General features: G+C 72.2%; 18 protein-coding genes. 7 read left to right on the top strand and 11 right to left on the bottom strand.

Annotation, left to right across the window (positions count from 1 at the left end; translation table 11 throughout):
* Nucleotides 1-15 precede the first annotated feature (15 nt).
* Entirely contained in the window at nt 16-1,020 is a 1,005-nt protein-coding gene (gene dapD / locus ACZ5GH_RS12480) for a 2,3,4,5-tetrahydropyridine-2,6-dicarboxylate N-succinyltransferase (protein WP_464334269.1), read from the top strand.
* 150 nt (nt 1,021-1,170) lie between these two features.
* Here the strand turns inward: dapD and helR are convergent, their stop codons facing one another.
* The gene (gene helR / locus ACZ5GH_RS12485) at nt 1,171-3,327 is read right to left on the bottom strand and encodes an RNA polymerase recycling motor ATPase HelR (protein WP_464334270.1); all 2,157 of its coding nucleotides are present in this window, start codon (nt 3,325-3,327) and stop codon (nt 1,171-1,173) included.
* Nucleotides 3,328-3,921: 594 nt separating this feature from the next.
* Between helR and ACZ5GH_RS12490 the strand changes: the two genes are divergently transcribed.
* Nucleotides 3,922-4,158 carry a hypothetical protein gene (locus tag ACZ5GH_RS12490; protein ID WP_464334271.1) on the top strand — a complete coding sequence of 79 codons (237 nt, stop codon included), beginning with the start codon at nt 3,922-3,924 and terminating at the stop codon, nt 4,156-4,158.
* Here ACZ5GH_RS12490 and ACZ5GH_RS12495 read toward each other — a convergent pair.
* The 6 genes from ACZ5GH_RS12495 to ACZ5GH_RS12520 form a co-directional block, all read right to left on the bottom strand.
* A complete protein-coding gene (locus ACZ5GH_RS12495) occupies nt 4,104-4,856 on the bottom strand; it encodes a DUF6099 family protein (protein WP_387748112.1) in 753 nt (250 codons plus the stop codon). The genes ACZ5GH_RS12490 and ACZ5GH_RS12495 overlap by 55 nt on opposite strands.
* A 166-nt stretch (nt 4,857-5,022) precedes the next feature.
* Nucleotides 5,023-5,463 (bottom strand): nucleotide pyrophosphohydrolase, encoded by a 441-nt coding sequence (locus tag ACZ5GH_RS12500; protein WP_464336817.1) that lies wholly within the window; start codon nt 5,461-5,463, stop codon nt 5,023-5,025.
* 8 nt (nt 5,464-5,471) lie between these two features.
* Nucleotides 5,472-6,992, bottom strand: a complete 1,521-nt coding sequence (locus ACZ5GH_RS12505) for an AAA family ATPase (protein ID WP_464334272.1) — start codon at nt 6,990-6,992, stop codon at nt 5,472-5,474.
* 70 nt (nt 6,993-7,062) lie between these two features.
* Complete coding sequence (locus ACZ5GH_RS12510) at nt 7,063-7,938, bottom strand: putative RNA methyltransferase (protein ID WP_464334273.1); 876 nt, start codon at nt 7,936-7,938, stop codon at nt 7,063-7,065.
* Between the two features lie 91 nt (nt 7,939-8,029).
* The gene (locus ACZ5GH_RS12515; protein ID WP_464334274.1) at nt 8,030-8,917 is read right to left on the bottom strand and encodes an ATP-grasp domain-containing protein; all 888 of its coding nucleotides are present in this window, start codon (nt 8,915-8,917) and stop codon (nt 8,030-8,032) included.
* On the bottom strand, nt 8,914-9,822 hold the full coding sequence (locus tag ACZ5GH_RS12520) for an ATP-grasp domain-containing protein (RefSeq protein WP_387748104.1): 909 nt from the start codon (nt 9,820-9,822) through the stop codon (nt 8,914-8,916). Before ACZ5GH_RS12520 ends, ACZ5GH_RS12515 begins: the two co-directional genes overlap by 4 nt.
* Before the next feature lie 272 nt (nt 9,823-10,094).
* Between ACZ5GH_RS12520 and ACZ5GH_RS12525 the strand changes: the two genes are divergently transcribed.
* Nucleotides 10,095-10,952 (top strand): GNAT family N-acetyltransferase, encoded by an 858-nt coding sequence (locus tag ACZ5GH_RS12525; RefSeq protein WP_387748103.1) that lies wholly within the window; start codon nt 10,095-10,097, stop codon nt 10,950-10,952.
* 45 nt (nt 10,953-10,997) lie between these two features.
* Here the strand turns inward: ACZ5GH_RS12525 and ACZ5GH_RS12530 are convergent, their stop codons facing one another.
* On the bottom strand, nt 10,998-11,426 hold the full coding sequence (locus tag ACZ5GH_RS12530; protein ID WP_387748101.1) for a fic family toxin-antitoxin system, toxin component: 429 nt from the start codon (nt 11,424-11,426) through the stop codon (nt 10,998-11,000).
* Complete coding sequence (locus tag ACZ5GH_RS12535; RefSeq protein ID WP_049659744.1) at nt 11,423-11,659, bottom strand: toxin-antitoxin system HicB family antitoxin; 237 nt, start codon at nt 11,657-11,659, stop codon at nt 11,423-11,425. Before ACZ5GH_RS12535 ends, ACZ5GH_RS12530 begins: the two co-directional genes overlap by 4 nt.
* 210 nt (nt 11,660-11,869) lie before the next feature.
* Here ACZ5GH_RS12535 and ACZ5GH_RS12540 point away from each other — a divergent pair, with 210 nt between their 5' ends.
* A complete protein-coding gene (locus ACZ5GH_RS12540) occupies nt 11,870-13,048 on the top strand; it encodes a TniQ family protein (RefSeq protein ID WP_464334275.1) in 1,179 nt (392 codons plus the stop codon).
* A 37-nt stretch (nt 13,049-13,085) separates the two neighbouring features.
* Here the strand turns inward: ACZ5GH_RS12540 and ACZ5GH_RS12545 are convergent, their stop codons facing one another.
* Together ACZ5GH_RS12545 and ACZ5GH_RS12550 are read right to left on the bottom strand one after the other, a co-directional pair.
* Nucleotides 13,086-14,198, bottom strand: a complete 1,113-nt coding sequence (locus ACZ5GH_RS12545; protein ID WP_464334276.1) for a TniQ family protein — start codon at nt 14,196-14,198, stop codon at nt 13,086-13,088.
* Between the two features lie 63 nt (nt 14,199-14,261).
* The gene (locus ACZ5GH_RS12550) at nt 14,262-15,557 is read right to left on the bottom strand and encodes an HNH endonuclease (RefSeq protein WP_464334277.1); all 1,296 of its coding nucleotides are present in this window, start codon (nt 15,555-15,557) and stop codon (nt 14,262-14,264) included.
* A gap of 945 nt (nt 15,558-16,502) precedes the next feature.
* Here ACZ5GH_RS12550 and ACZ5GH_RS12555 point away from each other — a divergent pair.
* From ACZ5GH_RS12555 to ACZ5GH_RS12565, 3 genes are read left to right on the top strand one after another with little or no spacing between them, the layout of a single operon-like run.
* Nucleotides 16,503-16,706 (top strand): hypothetical protein, encoded by a 204-nt coding sequence (locus ACZ5GH_RS12555; RefSeq protein WP_464334278.1) that lies wholly within the window; start codon nt 16,503-16,505, stop codon nt 16,704-16,706.
* A complete protein-coding gene (locus ACZ5GH_RS12560; protein ID WP_464334279.1) occupies nt 16,706-17,374 on the top strand; it encodes a restriction endonuclease in 669 nt (222 codons plus the stop codon). The genes ACZ5GH_RS12555 and ACZ5GH_RS12560 overlap by 1 nt, the downstream gene beginning before the upstream one ends.
* On the top strand, nt 17,371-18,159 hold the full coding sequence (locus ACZ5GH_RS12565) for a restriction endonuclease (protein WP_464334280.1): 789 nt from the start codon (nt 17,371-17,373) through the stop codon (nt 18,157-18,159). The genes ACZ5GH_RS12560 and ACZ5GH_RS12565 overlap by 4 nt, the downstream gene beginning before the upstream one ends.
* Nucleotides 18,160-18,223 lie beyond the last annotated feature (64 nt).

Genomic DNA, 18,223 nt, shown 5'->3' on the forward strand with positions numbered 1-18,223 from the left:
GTTAACGTGCACGGTGTGACTGCTGAATCCACCTCGCTCGAATCCACCTCCGCGGCGAACGGCGCCGTCGCCGCCGGTCTGGCCACCATCGCCGCCGACGGCACCGTCCTCGACACCTGGTTCCCCGCCCCCGCGCTGGCCGCCGAGCCCGGCCCGGCCGGCACCGTCCGCCTGACCGCCGAGCAGGCCGAGGCCGAGATCGGCGCCGGCGCGGCCGAGGCGCTGCGCGCCGACGCGCGCCGCGGCGTCGAGGTGGTCGCCGTGCGCACCACCATCGCCTCGCTGGACGAGAAGCCGCTCGACACGCACGACGTGTACCTGCGCCTGCACCTGCTCAGCCACCGCCTGGTCAAGCCGCACGGCCAGAACCTGGACGGCATCTTCGGCCTGCTGGCCAACGTCGCGTGGACCAGCATCGGCCCCGTCCCGGTGGACAAGGTCGAGCAGGCCCGGCTGGCCGTGCGCGCCCAGGGCGGTCAGCTGGCCGTCTACGGGATCGACAAGTTCCCGCGGATGACCGACTACGTCGCCCCGACCGGTGTGCGCATCGCCCACGCCGACCGCGTCCGGCTCGGCGCGCACCTGGCCGCCGGCACCACCGTGATGCACGAGGGCTTCGTCAACTTCAACGCCGGCACCCTGGGCACCTCCATGGTCGAGGGCCGGATCAGCGCGGGCGTCGTGGTCGGCGACCACAGCGACATCGGCGGCGGCGCCTCGATCCTGGGCACCCTGTCCGGCGGCGGCAAGCAGGTCGTCTCGGTCGGCGAGCGCTGCCTGCTCGGCGCCAACGCGGGCATCGGCATCTCGCTCGGCAGCGACTGCGTGGTCGAGGCCGGCCTGTACGTGACCGCCGGCACCCGGGTCACCACCCCGGACGGCACGGTGGCCAAGGCCGTCGAGCTGTCCGGCCAGGACAACCTGCTGTTCCGCCGCAACTCGCAGAGCGGCGCGGTCGAGGTCATCGCCCGCTCCGGCTCCTGGGGCGGCCTGAACGCCGACCTGCACGCCCACAACTGACCTGCGGGCTCAGGCCGTTGGGGTCCGGCGCCGGGTGGCGCCGGGCCCCGCTCGCTTCTCCGGGCCCGCTCGCTTGTCCGGGCCCGTCGCCTTCCCGACGGCCGGTCGCGGCGTGCCCGCGCCGTCTTCCGCTCCCTTCGTCGTCCCTCCTCACCGGCTCCTGAGGACCACCAGCCGCTGGGTCGCCCTGGTCATCGCGACGTAGCGGTCGACCGCGCCCTCGACGCCCCCGCCGAACGCCTCCGGGTCGACCAGCACGACCAGGTCGAACTCGAGGCCCTTGGACAGCTCCGGGGTCAGCGACCGGACCCGCGGCCGCGCCTCGAAGCCGGGAGCGCCGATCACACAGGCGGTCCCCTCGGCGTGCTCGGCGAGCCAGCCGTCCAGGACCGCGTCCAGCTCCGCCACCGACCCGTGCACGACGGGGATGCCGCTGCTGCGGACGGAGGTCGGCACGTTGGCGTCCGGCAGCGCGGCCCGGATCGCGGGCTCGGCCTCGGCCATGACCTCCTCCGGCGTCCGGTAGTTGATGCTCAGCGAGGCCACCGTGTTCCGGTCGAGCCCGATCCGCTCCAACCGCTCCTGCCAGGACTCGGTGAACCCGTGCCTGGCCTGCGCCCGGTCCCCGACGATGGTGAAGCTCCGGGACGGGCAGCGCAGCAGCAGCATCTGCCACTCCGCGTCGGTCAGCTCCTGGGCCTCGTCCACCACGATGTGGGCGAACGGCCCGGCGAGCGGCTCCGGGTCGGCGACGGGCAGGGCCGTCTCGTCGACCAGGGTGTCCTGGAGGTCGCGCCCGCGCAGCATCGTCACCGCGCCCTCGCCGTCGTCGTCGGCCTGCAGCAGGTCCCCGATGACGTCGGCCATCCGCGCGCGCTCGGCGGCGGCCGCGGCCTCCCGCCGGAGCCGTCGCCGGTCCGCCTCCGGATCGCCGAGCCGCTGCCGGGCCGCGTCCAGGAGCGGCAGGTCGGACACCGTCCAGGCCTGCGGCGCGTCCTTGCGCTGGAGCCTGCGGACCTCCTCGGGTGCCAGCCAGGACGCGCACATCCGCAGGTAGGCGGGCACCGACCAGAGGTCTCCGACCAGGTCGGCCGGGTCGAGCAGCGGCCATGCCCGGTTGAGCGTCTCGACCAGCTCGCGGTCCTGCCGCAGCGACCGGCGGAACAGCTCCGGCGAGACCCCCTCGTCCTCGTCCAGCTTGTCCATCAGGATCGTGGCCAGCTCCTCCCAGATCTGCTCGCGGGCCTCGTTGTGCGGGGTGCCGGGGTCCGGGGCGTCGAACGCGTCGGACCAGTCCTCGGCGCTCAGCCAGAGATCGGCCCAGTGGGTGGAGACCTCCATCCCCTCGGTGGGCGGCTCCTCATAGAACCGGACGGCCTTCTCGATCGCCCTCACCATGTCGACCGAGGACTTCAGCCGGGCCACCTCCTGGTCGCTCTCGGGCCCGGCCTTGGCCCCCTCGGCGACGAGGTCCCGCACGGTGCAGGTGCGCACTCCCTCCTCGCCGAGGCTGGGCAGGACGTCGGCGACGTAGGCCAGGTAGGGCTGGTGCGGGCCGACGAACAGCACCCCGCCGCGCCGGTGGCCGAGCCGCGGGTCGGAGTAGAGCAGGTAGGCGGAGCGGTGCAGCGCGACGACCGTCTTCCCGGTGCCCGGGCCGCCGTCGACCACCAGGGCGCCCCGGGACCCCGCCCGGATGATGGCGTCCTGGTCGGCCTGGATGGTCGCCAGCACGTCCCGCATCCGGGCCGACCGGTTGCCGCCCAGGCCGGCGATGAACGCGGACTGGTCGTCCAGCGCGGCGTGCCCCTCCAGGGCCTCGGCGGTGAACACCTCGTCCCAGTAGTCGCCGATCCGGCCGCCGTTCCAGCGGTACCGGCGCCGGCTCACCAGGCCCATCGGGTCGGCGTGGGTGGCCGCGAAGAACGGCTCGGCCGCGGGCGAGCGCCAGTCGACCAGCAGTCGGCGCCCCTCGCTGTCGGTGAGCCCGAGCCGCCCGATGTACACCGGCTCCGCGTCGCCCGCGAGGACGACCCGCCCGAGGCAGAGGTCCAGGCCGAAGCGGCGCAGGGCGCGCAGCCGACCGGTCAGCTTGTGCACCTCGATGTCCCGGTCCATCGCCTCCCGGCCGAGGCCGCCCGGCGCGCGGCGCAGCGCGTCGAGGCGGTCGGACAGCTCGGCGATCGACTGCTCCAGGCTCTCCGCGACGGCCGCGAAGTGCCGTTCGTCCGCGCCGATCAGCGCCGGGTCGGCCTTGGCGGCGAGGCGGGCGGGGAGGTCGAACGCACTGGTGGTCCGGCTGTTCATGGCATCAGCTCCGATCTGAGGCCTGCGATTGTGCGCCACCACGGGGGCCTTGCCGCAAGACCCCCCATGCGCTATACGTTGAGAGTGGCAAGGGGTGGGTTCTCCCCCTTCCGCGTCTCCTCCTCTCCGGGCGCGCTCGACCGCGCCCTGTCTCCGCCACGCCGGTCACACCCCGCTCCGCGTGGGCCCCAGGAGGCAGCGCCCCAGGGCGTGTCTGACAATTCCCGCCGGGTTCGCGGCGCCGGGGCACGCACCTCGCCGCGTTGTCGTCGGTCGCCAATGCTCCGCAGTGGCTCCCTCCTCCGCCTTGCGATGCACGCACCCCAACGCCGCGCCCTGATCCGACGCGAAGTGTCAGACACGCCCTAGACGAGGCGGCGCCGCGAGGGCAACCCCGGCTCACCCGGGAGGCTGACCGCGCAGCGGAGTTGGACCGCATCGAGTGGTGTCCGGGTGACGGCGTCCGGGGCAGTTCGTTGGGTGCTACGGCGGGGGCGGGTGCCCCGGTGGGCGGGCAACCGCCGCCTCCCGCCGTGCGGTCCGAGCCACCGTCGGCCGCTCCACACCGCGCCACCGATCCGAAGAGGTCCCGTCATGTCCGAACCATCTGCCACGCCGCAGTTCCCGAGCAGCCCGACGGGCTCGGCCGACGGCACCTCGGCCGGACCCGCCACTCCCAAGAGCCTGTTGGAGCAGATGCAGGAACTGCTCGCCTCCGTCACCGCGGACCTCGCCGAACTCCAGGGCTCCGGCCCCGGGAGCGCCGGCTCCACCGCCTATCCGACCGGAACGGACACCTCCGAGGCCTCGGACGCGCCGGGCACCCGGTAGCCCGCCGCCTGGCCCTCCTCGGCCGGCCCGCCCCCACCGGGCGGGCCGCCGCCGTCCGACGGGCGAACCCCAGCGGGCGGCGGACCACTGCCGGAGGGCGAGCCGCTGCCGCTCGCCGCACCGCCACCGTCACCGCCCGGCGGACCGGTTTCACCCGGCGGCCCGAGCCGGACCACCAGTAACGGCGCCCCGGCCTCCGCCGGCTCCCGTTCGCGCTGCGCCCCGCCGAGCGCCGCGGGTTGCGCCTCCTCCGCCCGGACCGCCGCCCGGCGCAGCCGTACGGTCAGGTCCTTGCACTCCGCCACCGCGTCCACCCCGTCGATGCACGTCCAGTAGATGCTCTCGGTGTCCGCCCCGCAGGCCAGCACCACCAGCGTCTCGCCGACGTCCTGGAGCAGCCCGTCCAGCGCACCCAGGGCCGGCGTCAGGTCCCCCAGGTCGGTGAGCCGCGCGGCCCGGCCGCCGCTCACCAGGGCGGCCCGGACGACGGAGCGGTCCAGGCAGACCGCCGCGTGCGCCCCGGCCTCGGACAGCTGCTGCCCCAGCCCGGTGAGCTCCTCGTCCTCCGACTCCGCCAGCCTGGCACCCACCGCCTCGGTGAGCAGCGCGGCCTGCCGCGCCTCGGCCAGCACGTCCGGTACGTGCCTGGCCTCGGCCAGGGCGTGCCGGGCCGTCTTGATCAGTCGCAGCGCCTCCATGGCCACCGCTCCTCCCGCTCGTCGTCGCCGTCGCCCCGGGCCGCCGGGGAGGGCGGCCGGGCAGTGACGGCTGGTCACGGCGAAAGCGTGCGAGGAAGAGCGCGAGCGCGCATCCGGGTTGTCAGAACCTGTGGAAAAGTCGGGGGTTGTGGATAACTTCCTTCCCTCACAAGGGTTGGTCGCCCATGTCCGAGTTGACGGAGGCCGCCTCCTCGGCGGCACCGGGCTCCTTCTCCGCGGCCCCGACCGCCTGCCCGGAGGCACCGGCCGCGTCCACCGGCACCGGGAAGCGGAGCTCGTTCCGCTCGATCTTGGCCGCCAGGGCCGCCAACGGATCCACCCCGACCGCCGTGCAGAACTGCAGCAGGTACGCCAGCACGTCGGCGACCTCGTCGCGCACCCGGTGCGCGCGCTCCGGATCGGACATCACCGCGTCCGCCTGCTCGGGCGTGAGCCACTGGAAGATCTCCAGCAGTTCCCCCGCCTCCACGCTCAGCGCCGCCGCCAGGTTCTTCGGGGTGTGGAAGGGTTCCCACCGCCGGGCCGCCGCGAAGTCGACCAGCCGCTGCCGCAAGGCCTCCACGGTGGGCTCCGCCGGCCCCGTCACTCGTTCGCTCACCCCTCCAGGTCTACCGCATCCCGACCCGCCGCCCCACCATCCGCCGGGGACTCCCCACCGCCCTCCGCGGACCCGGACGAGCCCCCCTGCCCCGCCGACCGCCCCGCGACCCGCTCCGCCGCCAGGCCCTCGTCCGCCGCCGCACCCCCGTCCGCACCGCCGTCGGTCCTACCGCCGTCGGGCCCGAGGCCCGCCCCACCGGCCGCCTCCCCGCGCCCGCCCTGGGCCGGCACCCGCGCCGTCTCCGTCCGCAGCACCGTGAACCCCGAGTCCGGATCCCGCCGGCACTCGACCAGCACCACCCCGCCCCCGGGCGCCCCGCCCAGCACCTCCCGCGCCGCCGCCGGCTCCTGCAGGGCCGCGACCACCCGCAGCTGGCTGCGCTCCGCCATGTCCCGCGCCAGCCGCAGCAGCGTGGCGGTCTGCTCGGCGGAGAGCCCCGCGCCCAGGTCCTCGGCGAGCACGGTGAGCTGCCGGTGCGCCCAGGGCACCTCGGCGGCCACGTCGAGGTCGAGCACCCCGGCCCCGGTCAGCAGCACCGCGGCGAAGGCGAGGTGGCGCAGCATCCCGTCGGAGGCCTGGTCGGCCCCGGTGCGCCCGAGGACGCCCTCGTCGAAGACGGCGAGGACCCGCCGTACGCCCGCGCTCTCGCGCTCGGCCAGGGTGAGGCCGAGCAGCGGATGGGGCGCGGCGGACTGCACCGCGCGCAGCAGTTGCCCGTACCGGCGCGGGCACTCGTTGCTCAGCCGGGCGACGACGGCGGAGATGTTGGCGGCGTTGCTGCGCAGCCGGGCCTGCGGGTCGGCCCGGGCCCAGCCGCGCATCAGCGCGGGGACGGGGTGCAGCGGGAAGACCTCGCGCAGCGCGGTGAGCAGGTCCTCGGTGGCGGCGAGGACGAGGCACTCCCCGGCCGAGGAGCCGGCGACCCGCAGCGGCAGCTGCGCGGTGATCAGCGTGCCGCTGGGGAACGGCGCCCGGATGTCGCCCTGGCGGGTGTCGTTGTGCCAGCAGACGTTGACCCGCCGGTTGCGGACGTCCTGCTCGCCGGTGTCCATCAGGGTCCGGCCGTCGAGGGTGAGCGACTCCCGGGCGATCCGGACCGGGCCGTCGGTGCGGACCACCACGTCGAGCCGGATGGAGCCGTGCGGCGAGCGGACGGTGCAGCCGAGGATGATCGCGTCCCGCCCGTGCGGGACGCACCCGTCCAGGCCGCCGCGGACGGGCCCGGCGAGCGGGCCGGTGCGCTCGGGCAGCCCGTCCAGCGAGTCGGCGATCTCCTCGCCGAGGGCGAGCCGGGACAGCACGGCCAGCGCGTCGAGGGCGTTGGACTTGCCGACCCCGGCGGGCCCGTGCAGCACGGTGAGGGGCGCGAGCGGCAGCACCGCACGCCGGTAGGACTTGAACGAGGTGAGCCGGAGCTCCTCGACGGTGGGGCGCGGCACGGGTGGCCGGTCGGGCCCCGGGGCGTCCGGCCGGAGGTGGGACGGCCCTGCGGGCCTGGTGGCGTCGCGGTTCACCCGTCGGACGTTAGCCGCAGGCCGACCGGCAGAAACGTGCCTGCGCGGCAGATTCATCCCAACGTGGTGCTCAGCGCCGGTACGCGGCCACCGTCACCGAGGCCGTCACCTCGGCCGGCTCCGGCAGCCCCGCGAGGGCGGCGCCGAGCCGCTCCGGGTCGGTGTGCCAGGCGCTCGGCCCCATGCCGACCACGGTGCGCACGTCCTGCGGGCCGAGCCGCAGGGTGAACTCGACCTCCCGCCGCCCCACGGGCTCCAGGTACGGCCCGAGCTTCTCGTCGATCCGCCGCTGCTTCTCCTCGTCCACCGACAGCAACCCCAGCGCGTCGACGAGTTCGCGCAGGTGGCGGGCGGTCGGCGAGACCAGCAGCAGGGTGCCGCCGGGGCACAGCACCCGGCGGATCTCCGGCCCGTTGCGCGGGGCGAAGACGTTGAGCATCAGTCCGGCCGAGGCGTCCCGCAGCGGCAGCGGGCGCCAGGCGTCGCACACCACGGCGCCGATCCGGGGGTGCGCCTTGGCGGCGCGGCGCAGCGCGAACTTGGAGATGTCGAGCGCCGCGCCGACGGTGCCGGGCAGTGCGTCCAGCACGTGCGCCAGGTAGTGGCCGGTGCCTGCGCCGAGGTCGGCGACCAGGCCACCGGGCTCACCGGGGTCGGCGTCGGCGGAAGCGAGAGCGTCGGCGGAAGCGAGAGCACCGGCGGCGGCCTCCGCCAGTGCCTCGGCGATCGGCCGGTAGTGCCCGGCGGCGAGGAAGTCCGCGCGGGCCCCGACCATCTCGGCGGTGTCCCCGGTGCCGGTGTGGGCGTCGCCGGCGAGGAGGCTGACGTAGCCCTGCTTGGCGAGGTCGAAGCTGTGCCCGGCCGGGCAGCGCAGGCTGCGGTCGTGCCGGGTGAGGGCCTGCGCGCAGTGCGGGCAGGCCAGGTAGCGCTCGATGTCCTGGAGCAAGGTTCCGTCTTCTCTCGCCGTACGCCCCGGCCGGTCGGGGCGCCAGCCAGCCTAACGACCTCGGCGCACCGGCCGCCCCCGGCCGAGCGGCCTACCGCGCGCCCTTCCCCGGCCCGATCCCCGCCAGCGCCCGTCCAGCGGCCTGCGGCCCCACGGCCCGACCCGCGGACCCCTGCCCCATCAGCGCCCGCCCCTCCTCCGCCCCGACCCGCTCGGCGCCGACCCGCAGCGCCAGCGCCACGAGCGCCTCCGGCGCGCCGGGCCGGCCACGGACCCCCGGAAAGGCGTTGACGTCCACGATGACCGGCTCGGCGGGCCCGTCGAGCAGGTCGACCCCGTACACGTCGAGCCCGAACACCTCGCCGACCCGCAGCGCGAGCGCGGCCCTCCCGGCGGACGGCTCCCAGTCCTCCGCCCGCCCCGACTTCCCGGTCCCGGTGGCCAGTTCGGACTGCCGCCGGGCCGCGAACACCTGCCCGTCGACCACCCACAGCTTCTGGTCCCAACCGGTCCCCGGCACGAACGGCTGCGTGACGACCGGCTCCTCGGGCCAGCGCTCGGCGAGTTCGCGCAGCCGGGCCGGGCCGTCCACCCGGGCGACCAGGTCGTGCCGCCTGCTGTGCCGGCTCTTGACCACGAACGGGTAGGCCGGGACGGTGAGTTCGCCCAGCAGCCCGGCCGCATGGGTGGCCGCGAAGGGCAGTCCGGCCGCGCGGGCGAGGTCGGCCATCCGCACCCGGTCCTGGCACAGCTCGGTGGCCGCCGCCGAGTTGACCACCGGCGCGCCCCGCCGCTCCAACTCCCGTGCCAGCGCCAGGGCCTGCGGGGTACGGGCCTTGAGCAGGTAGACGTCCGCGAGCCCGGCCACCGGCCCGGCGGGCGGGACGGCCGCCACCTCGTGCCCCTGGCGCACCAACAGTTCGGCGGCCGCCGCCAGCACCGGGTGCCCGGGGTCTCCGGCGATCAGCCCGACCTTCACAGCAACTCCCCCTCGCCGAAGCCCGGTCGGTCGTACGGGCCGCCACCCGCGGACACCAGCGCGGCGGCCGGCCCGCCGGGCGCCGACACGGCCGTCCCGCTGCGCGCGAGCCGCAGCACCGCCTGTGCGACCTTGGCCACCGCGTCCGGCACCTGCCGGAAGCTCGGGAAGTCGTTGACGTCCACCACCACCGGCCCGTCCGGCCCCAGCAGCACGTCCACCCCGTACAGGTCCAGCCCGAACACCTCGCCGACCTGCGCGACGATCCGGGCGACGCTGCCCGGCAGCGGCACCTGCCGCTCCCGCACGCCCTGCCCGGGGTGCAGCGGGGAGGAACGTTCCGTCGCGAACAGCTCGCCGTCGACGCAGTACACCTTGAGGTCGGTCCCGGAGTTGGGCACGTACGGCTGCGCGATCAGCAGCCCCTCCCCCGCCAGCTCCGGCCCGACCTCCAGCAGCTGCTCGGGGCTGCGCACCAGCCGGACGGCGCGCCCGGAGCTGCCGTCGGCGGGCTTGACCACCAGCGGGTACTCGGCGGCCGGGATCTCGGCCAGCCGCTCCCAGCGCGCGGCCGCGTACGTCACCGGGACGGGCAGGCCCCGGGTGCGGCCGATGACCGCGGCGAGCGCCTTGTCCCGGACCCCGCGGATCGAGCGCACGTCGTTCACCGTGGTGAGGCCGACGGCGGCGGCCGACTCCAGCAGGGTCAGCCCGGGCCCGCCGGACACGGTCTTGAGCACCCAGGCGTCATGGCTGCCGGCCCGCACCTCCTCGGAGATCGCCAGCAGCGAGTCCCCGGGGCGCAGCACGTCCACCCGGTGCCCCCACGCCGTGAGCCGGCGCGCGACGTCGAGCGGCATGCCGTCGCGCCGGTAGTGTTCCTCCACCAGAAAGCAGAGCCTCATGGGCCTGTCTTCCCCCTTGCCTCGCCGAGTGCAGACGTCCGCCGTCCCCCTCGGCAGAGCTGTAAAGGCTTCAGCATGCACGCCGTGGCCGCACAAGATCGCTGCGAGCGGGTAAGCGTTCGGCAACAATCGGCCCCCGCCCGGCGGCGACGGGCCCCGAGCCGGCGGCCGGGAAGCCGGGGCCGCCCCGCCCCCACCGACGAACCGGTGGCACCCCGGCCCCACCGACAAACCGGTGGCGCCCCGCCCCCGCCCCTGCTTGGATGCACGCCGTGACCCTTGCTGATCATGCTTCCGACCGCCCCCTGCTCGACGAGATCGAGCGCTACTACGACGCCGTACCGCGCAGCGCCACCCGCACCGAGGACTTCGGCCCGCTGACCCTCTTCGTCCGCGAGGGCGACACCGGCTGGCACTACTACGCCCGCCCCGCGCTCGGCCACGACGGCCCCGCCGCCACCGCCGAGGACGTCCGCCGGGTGCTGGCGCGCCAGCGCGAGCTGGGCGTGCCGGAGGCCTTCGAGTGGGTGGCCGAACAGAACCCGGAGCTGCGCGCGGCGGTCGAGGCGGCAGGCCTGACGGTGCACGAGCACCCGCTGCTGGTGCTCGACGCGCAGGAGGAGCCGGCCCCGGCGCCGGTGCTGCCGGAGCGGGTGGAGGTGCGGGTGCTGGGCCCGGACGCGCCCGAGCTGGCGCAGGCGGTGGCCGTCCCGCACGTGGCCTTCGGCAGCCCGGGCACCGCCACCGGCGCGGCCGGCGCGGCCGAACTGGCGCAGAGCGCGGCCGCGTTGACGGCCGAGGGCGGGGTGGCGCGGATCGCACGGCGGATCAGCGACGGCACCACCGTGCTGGCCGCTGCCCTGGAGGACGGCGCGCCCGTGTGCGCGGGCCAGCACAACCCGGTGGGCCCGGTCACCGAGGTGGTCGGGGTGGGCACGCTGCCCTCCGCCCGCCGACGCGGCCTGGGTCTCGCGGTCACCGCGGCCCTGGTCGCAGACGCCCGGGCCGCCGGCGTACGGACGGTGTTCCTGTCCGCCGGCGACGAGGACGTCGCCCGGATCTACCGCAGGGCCGGCTTCCGCCGGTTCGCGACCGCCCTGATCGCGGAGCCCGCCTCGCCCCAGGGCTGAGGCGGCGCACCCGGTGCGCCACGACGGGGACGGGGACGGCGCCGGTCAGTCGTCGTCCTCGTCCTCCTCCTCCGCCCCGGTGACGCCCTCGCCCTCCGCCTCGTCCACCACCCAGGCCGCCAGCCGCTCGGCGACGCCCGACACCCCGAGCCGCCCCTCGCGGATGGCCCGGGAGAGGCTGCGCACCTCGCGGGCGGTGGTGGCGACGGTGCACCCGCTGGCGACCAGGTAGGCGTAGGCGACGGCGGTCGCGAAGAGTTCGTTGGTCTTCTCCAGCGCGGGCACCCGGATCAGCTGGTGCATCAGCGCGGCGGCACGGTCCTGCGGTTCGGGGTAGACCGATATGTCGAAGATCTCGGCCTGGTGTCGGGTGACGGCCGCGAGCAGCGAGCCGTAGTCGGTGACCTGCGGGTCACCGGGTGTGTACTGCTCGGCGGTCATCAGCAGCCATGAGAGGTCGACCTCCAGCTTCAACGGCGCACGTCCTGGAGGTCGCCCGGCTCCCCGAACTCGGCGAGGAAGGCCGACTCGTACTCCTTCATGAACTGCGCGGCCGCGTCCACGAAGGCCCGTCCGGACTCGCCCATGTCCTGTTGGACCAGGCGCTCGATGTACTGGTTCATGGAGATCCCCTGCTGCTCCGCCCGTTCCCGGGCCATCTCGGCGGTCGTGGCGTCGACCCGCACGTTCAGCTGCTTCTTACCCATGCCGTTCAAGCTAGCGCTCAAGTGCTAGCACAACAAGGGCGCGTGCATACCGCCCGCACACCTGCCGTGTCGGACGGCGCGAAAGACTTCAGTAGCGCAAGAATCATTTCAGTAGGTTCTTCAGTACCGCACCAAAGATTTCAGTGAGCACCTCCCGACTACAGGGAGTGTTCGATCTTCGACGCGAGGCTTCCTGGGATCCTGTGACGCGTGAACTCGCATGATGAGGGTGCCCAGCAACCCCAGCCGTCACTCGTTGCAGTCGCCGGCCTGCCGAGGCCTCGCCCCCTCCCGCGACGACTATCCTCGGTTCCGCTTCCTCGGCCCGGCGAGTCTCTCCTGAGTTGGCTCGATGCGGTCGCGCTTGACTTCGACGTCAGCCGGGACCAAGCCGCCCAGGCCACCGGGGTCATAGCTGTCGATGAAGCGCCTGCCCGGCTCTCTCTCACCTCCACACGTTCGCCCGTCTTCAGCCTGGATGACGAGACCACGACTCGGATCGAAGCCGCGACAGGGCTGGCGGGCAGCGAGGCCAGGAACTTGACCTTGAGCCGTTTCGTGGGGACGGCGTTGCGGACAAGGCCGACGCGTGCCGGTTCATCGTCCGGACGCGGTGTCGCAGCCGAGCCCTGGGTCGATCACACCGAGCTCCGCTTCTGCCCAGGGTGCGTTGCCGCCGACGATGGAAGGTGGCCTTTGGCCTGGTCACTGCCCTGGGTGTTCTGCTGCCTCGTCCACAGGTGCTATCTGATTACCATCTGTCCGGCGTGCCGCATGAAGGTGCGGCCCGCCGAAGTCAGCCTCGCACGAGGGGTCTGCGGCCGCGCTGCTCGGGAGCGCGGAGCCAACCCGGCTCTTCGCTGTCCTGGGCGCTTCCGGGACGCAGAAGCGCCACCGCTGCGGGATCCCGAGCTGATTCGACTCCAGAAGCTGCTCCTCGAGCATCTCCAGGCCGACAGCGAGGCTTCACGCGACCGAGCCCGTGCCGACTTCCAAGATCTCTCGGAAATCGCCGTGATGGCCTTGTTCCTAGCGACTCCCGCGCATCTGAACGGCGCCGATCCAGTGATACATGACGCCTTTTCTTCTTTTTCCCGAAGATACTTCGTGAAACACGGTAGGCTCATGAGGGAGAGGGATCGGTTCCATCCTGGGATGCTGGTTCTCACCGGGTGTTTGCGCGTGGCATCCCAGGTCGTCTTCGCAGACAACCCCTTGCAGGCCGCCCTTTCACTGGCCGATCTAAGAAAGCATCCGGCAGATCCTGCCGTTCGACCGCTCCGCCGTTCCTGGATCACTCGGCCACCCGTCCACTCCGGCGAGCGAATTAGGCCGATCGTAGAGGCAGTGCAGGAGAATTCCAAATTTTCTCGCGGCTGGCCTTCCTGAATCATGTGCACCCAACCTGCCAGAGCCGCTGACCAGATCAGAGATCGCGGCGCCAGGTAAGTTTGTCATAAGAAAGCGGCCCCAGTGAAAGCTTCAAGATCGGCTGGAGACGCTGGCTCCCCAGGAGGAAGAGCCAGATGTCGTTGTCGTCCCACGGATGATCAGGGTACGACCGTGGTGAATCCACTTCCTCGTTGCCCAGGAGCCATCGCGTCTCCTCGTCCATGTCCTCGCAGATGGCCAACTGTCCCGCTATCCGGACCATGCCGGCCATCCCAAGGCCAGGGAAGGAGTTGGCGGCCTTCCTGGACCGGGTTCGTGCGGGGAAGCCCTCACGGACTGCCTTGTCGGCCCCGGCGAGGTGGCGGGGCTCGGCATGCCACGAGACCAGTTTGAGTAGGACGTTGAAGTCGTTCTCTGCGGCCCGGTCGCATTCCTGCCCTGGGCCATCGACGAGTGGCAAGGTGTTGAGCCACGCTTGGATCTCCAACAGGACGCGGTCACGGGTGCGAAGCACCGGAAGCTCCTTCAATGGCTTTCCGCACCAGAGGGCGCCGGTGCGTTCGACAGCGGCAGGCCGTCGGAGGCTCGGGCTCACCGACATCGGCCCTGTACACAAGCCCGGACTCCTGTCCCGGAATCTCCAGGGCTGGATCGGCGCGTCGCAGCTAGTGCATTCGCGCACCAAGTAGCAGGAATGTTCCAGGCAGATCACCGACCATCTCCTGTACCAGAGCAGAGGCCACCGGTTGTCCTTCTCATACAGACACTTTGGGCAGACTCCTCCCAGTACCTTAGTGGAGCGGAAGCTGTTCCTGCCTCCTGCGTTGATCCACAGGTCCGGTATCCGCTGACCCTTGTCATCGACATACAAGGGGCTGAGCGTCATCGCGAAAACCTCATCGAGGGTCAGACCGGTGGCGGCGCTCACGTTGGCTGCTTGGGCGGTGGTGAGCTGGATGGTTCGATAGGCAAGGCGTCTGCCGGCACTGTTTTCCACTTCCAGACCGAGCAGTGACATGGCATGCCTGCGACCGATTTCATAGGTTGCCGCTACGTGCTCAACCCAGCTATGCAGTGATTCGCCTACCAATGGCAGCGGCACCGAGGCCAACCGCCGAGGCACCGTCGACGTCATCTCCTGCGGCATGGTGACCGTTCTCCCCGTGTCTTAGCGGCGGGCTGGACGCAGATCGACATCGGATCCGGGGCATCAGCGACCACTCACGCCGAGGGGAAGTCGACTGGCCGCTTCCAGAGTCGAGCCGTAGTACGGCAGGCAGGTCGTGATGTCAGAGTCCTGGTACGCGCCCGCCCAAGCAGCGGCTGTGAACAGGTCTTGAACCGCAAACTCGTACTCCCGGCCCGCACGAAGCACCCCGTCCTGAAAGGCCCCGACCTCGTCTCGGCTCGGCCACCGCGTCGCAGTGGAGAAGAACGCCTCGGCCCAGATCTCGCACATGCGGGTGAAGAACGCCGGCTTCTTGGTGATCGCCAATTCAGCCTCGCCGAGGCCGAAGTAGAGGTTCGAGGAGCGATGCGCACCTGCATAGATGGCGGCCCGCAGGACGCGAACGACGTACACGCCTTCGTTCAGCAGCTCGTCACACTGGGCCTTGACCCGGTCGACCAGATCGGCAGGCGGGTACTCGCCCGCCTTGATCAGCCAAGATATCGACCATGCCTCGAGCACCTCACCACGGTCGAATGCTGCAAGGGCCTCGGTGACGTCGGTGAGATGGAACCAGGCAGCGAACTGCGCTCCCTGCAGGAGCCGATGAGGCTCCTCACCACCATCTTCGCGGCATCGCGCGACACTTGCCGAGAAGGTCCGGCCCTGGTCGTTGCTTATGCTGCCTGGCCACTCGTTGACCCACACGTCAACGGCTGCTTCGGCGATCGGGTCGCGTTCATCGCCATCAGAGGCCAACTTGTCCTCGGCGCTGACGATGGCCTTGGCACGCTCCTGAAGTCCGTCAATCATGCGCCACGCGATGCCGCACACGTACTTGAAAACGTTGGGCAGCTTGACCGTAGGGTTCGTCATGGCCGTCTCGACGATGTCGGGCCACACCGATACGGGCAGGCCGGCTACCCGGAAGCGCTCGATGCTGGTACGCCAATTCTCGTCGAGCGGGGTTGACAGGCGCTGACCGCCGCTCTCGTACGTCCACGTTTCCCAGGCCCGCTGGAACGCCTTCCTGTAGGCAAGCCTGGGCGCTTCCTGCGCTTCGAGTTCGGCGGCGGCTTGCTTGAGCGCTGCCGCCCAGCGCAGAGCGTCCTGGGCCACGTCGGCGACGATGGCCGCGTCAGCAGGGACTGAGGACTTGCCGCTGTTGCAGGGCTCGCATGCGGCGATGAGGTTCTCCGGGCTGTCGCTTCCGCCAAGGGCGGTGGGGGTGACGTGGTCGACTGTCAGCTTCACGTCGGGGGCCGTGGCCCCGCAGTAGCGGCACGTGTGGTTGTCACGGCGGAGGATTTCGAACCGGAGACGCTTGCTGACGGCCACGTGGCTCTTCTCTCTCGGTCGTGGGCGCTTCGTGGGCGCTGACGTTAGCTCAGCGGGCGGACATGAACCCCCAATCAGAATAGGAACTCCTCGGAATACCGCCCTGCTGCGGTGCATCCCGGGTGGGTGGGATTGGGTGGAAGCCGCCGCGGCTCCTCGGTGATAAACGCCAGCCCGAGGGCGGTGCCCGGACAGCCGCGGCCGGAATCGATGCCGACGCGTCGCACGGGATCGGATACTGGGGCATTGGGCCTGGGCCGCAAGCCAGTGATGGTGGTCCGGGGCGTCCAGTCCTCGCGTCGTTCCACGGTGAAGAGATGACCAGGGCCGAGGGAGGCTGCGGCGGAGTCGACCATCTCGCGGCGCAGCGCGTGTTGGGCCCGCCAGGTATCGCCGCCGTCGCGGTCGTGACCGGCGCTTCAGTCGAGCGCCCACTCGCCAAACTCACCTCGGCGGACGTCGAGTCCGCTGCCGACGGCCGACGCTTAAGGCAGTAAAGAGCTTCACACAGGTCGCTCTCGACCCTCACCGAGAACCATGAGGCGGCCACGGCGCCCGCCGCAACAGGCAGTTGCCCTCGCAAGCGCGCGGCCACCGTGCGCGGGCGTGCGCCGCCGTGAACCCGCCATCTGTGGCGACCGAAGCGTCCGTGGGAGTCACCGGGCCGATTCGTATCCCTCCGCAGGCGATCCGCATTCCCCAGCCCCAATGCCCGTAGTGGTGCCATGCCGCAGCGGATCCGGGCAGCCTCGAGGCGCTGGGGTATCGGCACTGGTCATCGCTTTGCCCCGGGGCTTGCGCCCCGGCAGGCTGGTCGATGGCTGGTTAACGCTGCAGCTGATGATCATTGTTGATGATCAGTCAGGATTTGTCGGGGGCCGCTGCTACACCAATTCCCGAGGGTGGACCGCGTCGGGCGGTCCACCGTTGCGGGAGGGGAAGCGCATGGTGCCCGAGGGATACACCTACGTGAAGGGCCACATCCGCCGAAAGCCGCGGCCGAGGATCAACAAGACGAGCGGCTGGCTCGTCGCCGCGCTCGTCGTCGGCGACTTGTGGCTGTACGGGCAGGGCGACGGCTCGTCGACCACCACGAACACGAACCCGGGCACCACCGCCCCGGCCTCCGCCCCGGCGGCGGGCCACTGATGCGCCGAAAGCTCCGCCGGCTCGGGCTGAGGGCGCCGCGTACTGGGGCCGAACGCGTCGCCGCCGTCGTTATCGCGCTGGTCGTGGTGTCGTGGGCCGCGCAGGGCCTGCGGTGGGTGGTCACCGACGGCCTGCCCCTGCTCGTGGTCCTGGCCGCTCTCGGCGCGGCGGGCGTGGCCGTCTGGTGGTGGCTGCGGCGCGTGGGTGCGGCCGCGCGCCGCCAGCGACTGGCCTCGCTGCGGCTCAGCCTTGCCCAGCTCGACGCGATGGACGACAAGCAGTTCGAGTTCGCCCTGCGCGACCTGCTGCTGCGCGACGGGATCGAGGCCCGGCAGGTCGGCCAGCAGGGCGACCAGGCCGCCGACGTGATCGGGCAGGACGCCCGGTGGGGCCGAATCGTCGTACAGGCCAAGCACACCAAGGTCGGCGGCAAGGTCGGCTCGCAGGTGATGTACCAGGTCAAGGGCACCGCCCAGCCTGTGCACCGAGCCGATGTCGCGGTGGTCGTCACCAACGGCTCCTTCACCCGCGATGCCAAGGCGTGGGGCGACAAGCACGGCATCTACTGGGTGGACCGCGAGGCCCTGCGACGCTGGGCCGAGGGCGGCACCGCTCTGCCCGACCTCCTGCACCTGTCCCGGCGCGGTCGGCTCGGGGCGGCGGCATGACGAGTGCCAGGCCCCCGATGCTCGCCGCCGAACCGATGGACGACGGGCTGGACAGCGTGCCGGTGGGCGAGACCACGGGATCGTCCGGCGATCCAGCTCTGGACGACACGTGGGGCTGGCCGGAGGTGGCGATGGTGGCCACCGCGGTGCTGGGCGGGTTGGCCCTGATCGCCGGAATCGTGGTGCTCGGCAACTGGCTGGACAGCATCTGGTGGCCGTCCACCACCGTGCTGGGGCCGGCGTGCTTCCTCTTCGCGGTGTGGGGCTACCGGCGAGAGGGCCGCCAGAAGTGGGAGGAGCGACTCCGCCGTACCGGGCTGAAGTACTCCCTCGCGCAACTCGACGCCCTCCACTACCGCAAGTTCGAGTATGCGGTGCGGGACCTGATGCGCCGCGACGGGTTCCGAGCAGAGCGGACCGGCGGCGGTGGGGACGACGCCTGCGACGTGCGGGCCGTGGACCCGGACGGGCGGATCTGGGCCGTCCAGGTCAAACACCGGCGTGACGGCGCTGCCGGCAAGAAGATCGGCGTCCCGGTTCTCCAACAGGTCAAAGGCACCGCCCAGCCCGTCCACGGCGCCACGTTCGCCCTCATCGTCACCAACGGAGGCTTCTCCTCCAAGGCAATCCCGTGGGGCAAGACCCACGGCGTCCATCTCGTCGACCGGCACCTGCTGGAGACGTGGGCGGCCAGCGGCGGACTGCTGTGGGACCTGATCGACAACCTTCCCGCGCCCAAGCGCCACCCCTCCGACCGCGACCACAAGAAGGCCCGTCGCAAGTGAGAGGCCCGCCCCGCCCCAACCCCGCAGAGGCCCCGCGACTGCACCGCACAGACTGGGGCCACCC

The sequence above is a fragment of the Kitasatospora sp. Xyl93 genome (genome assembly GCF_055383135.1).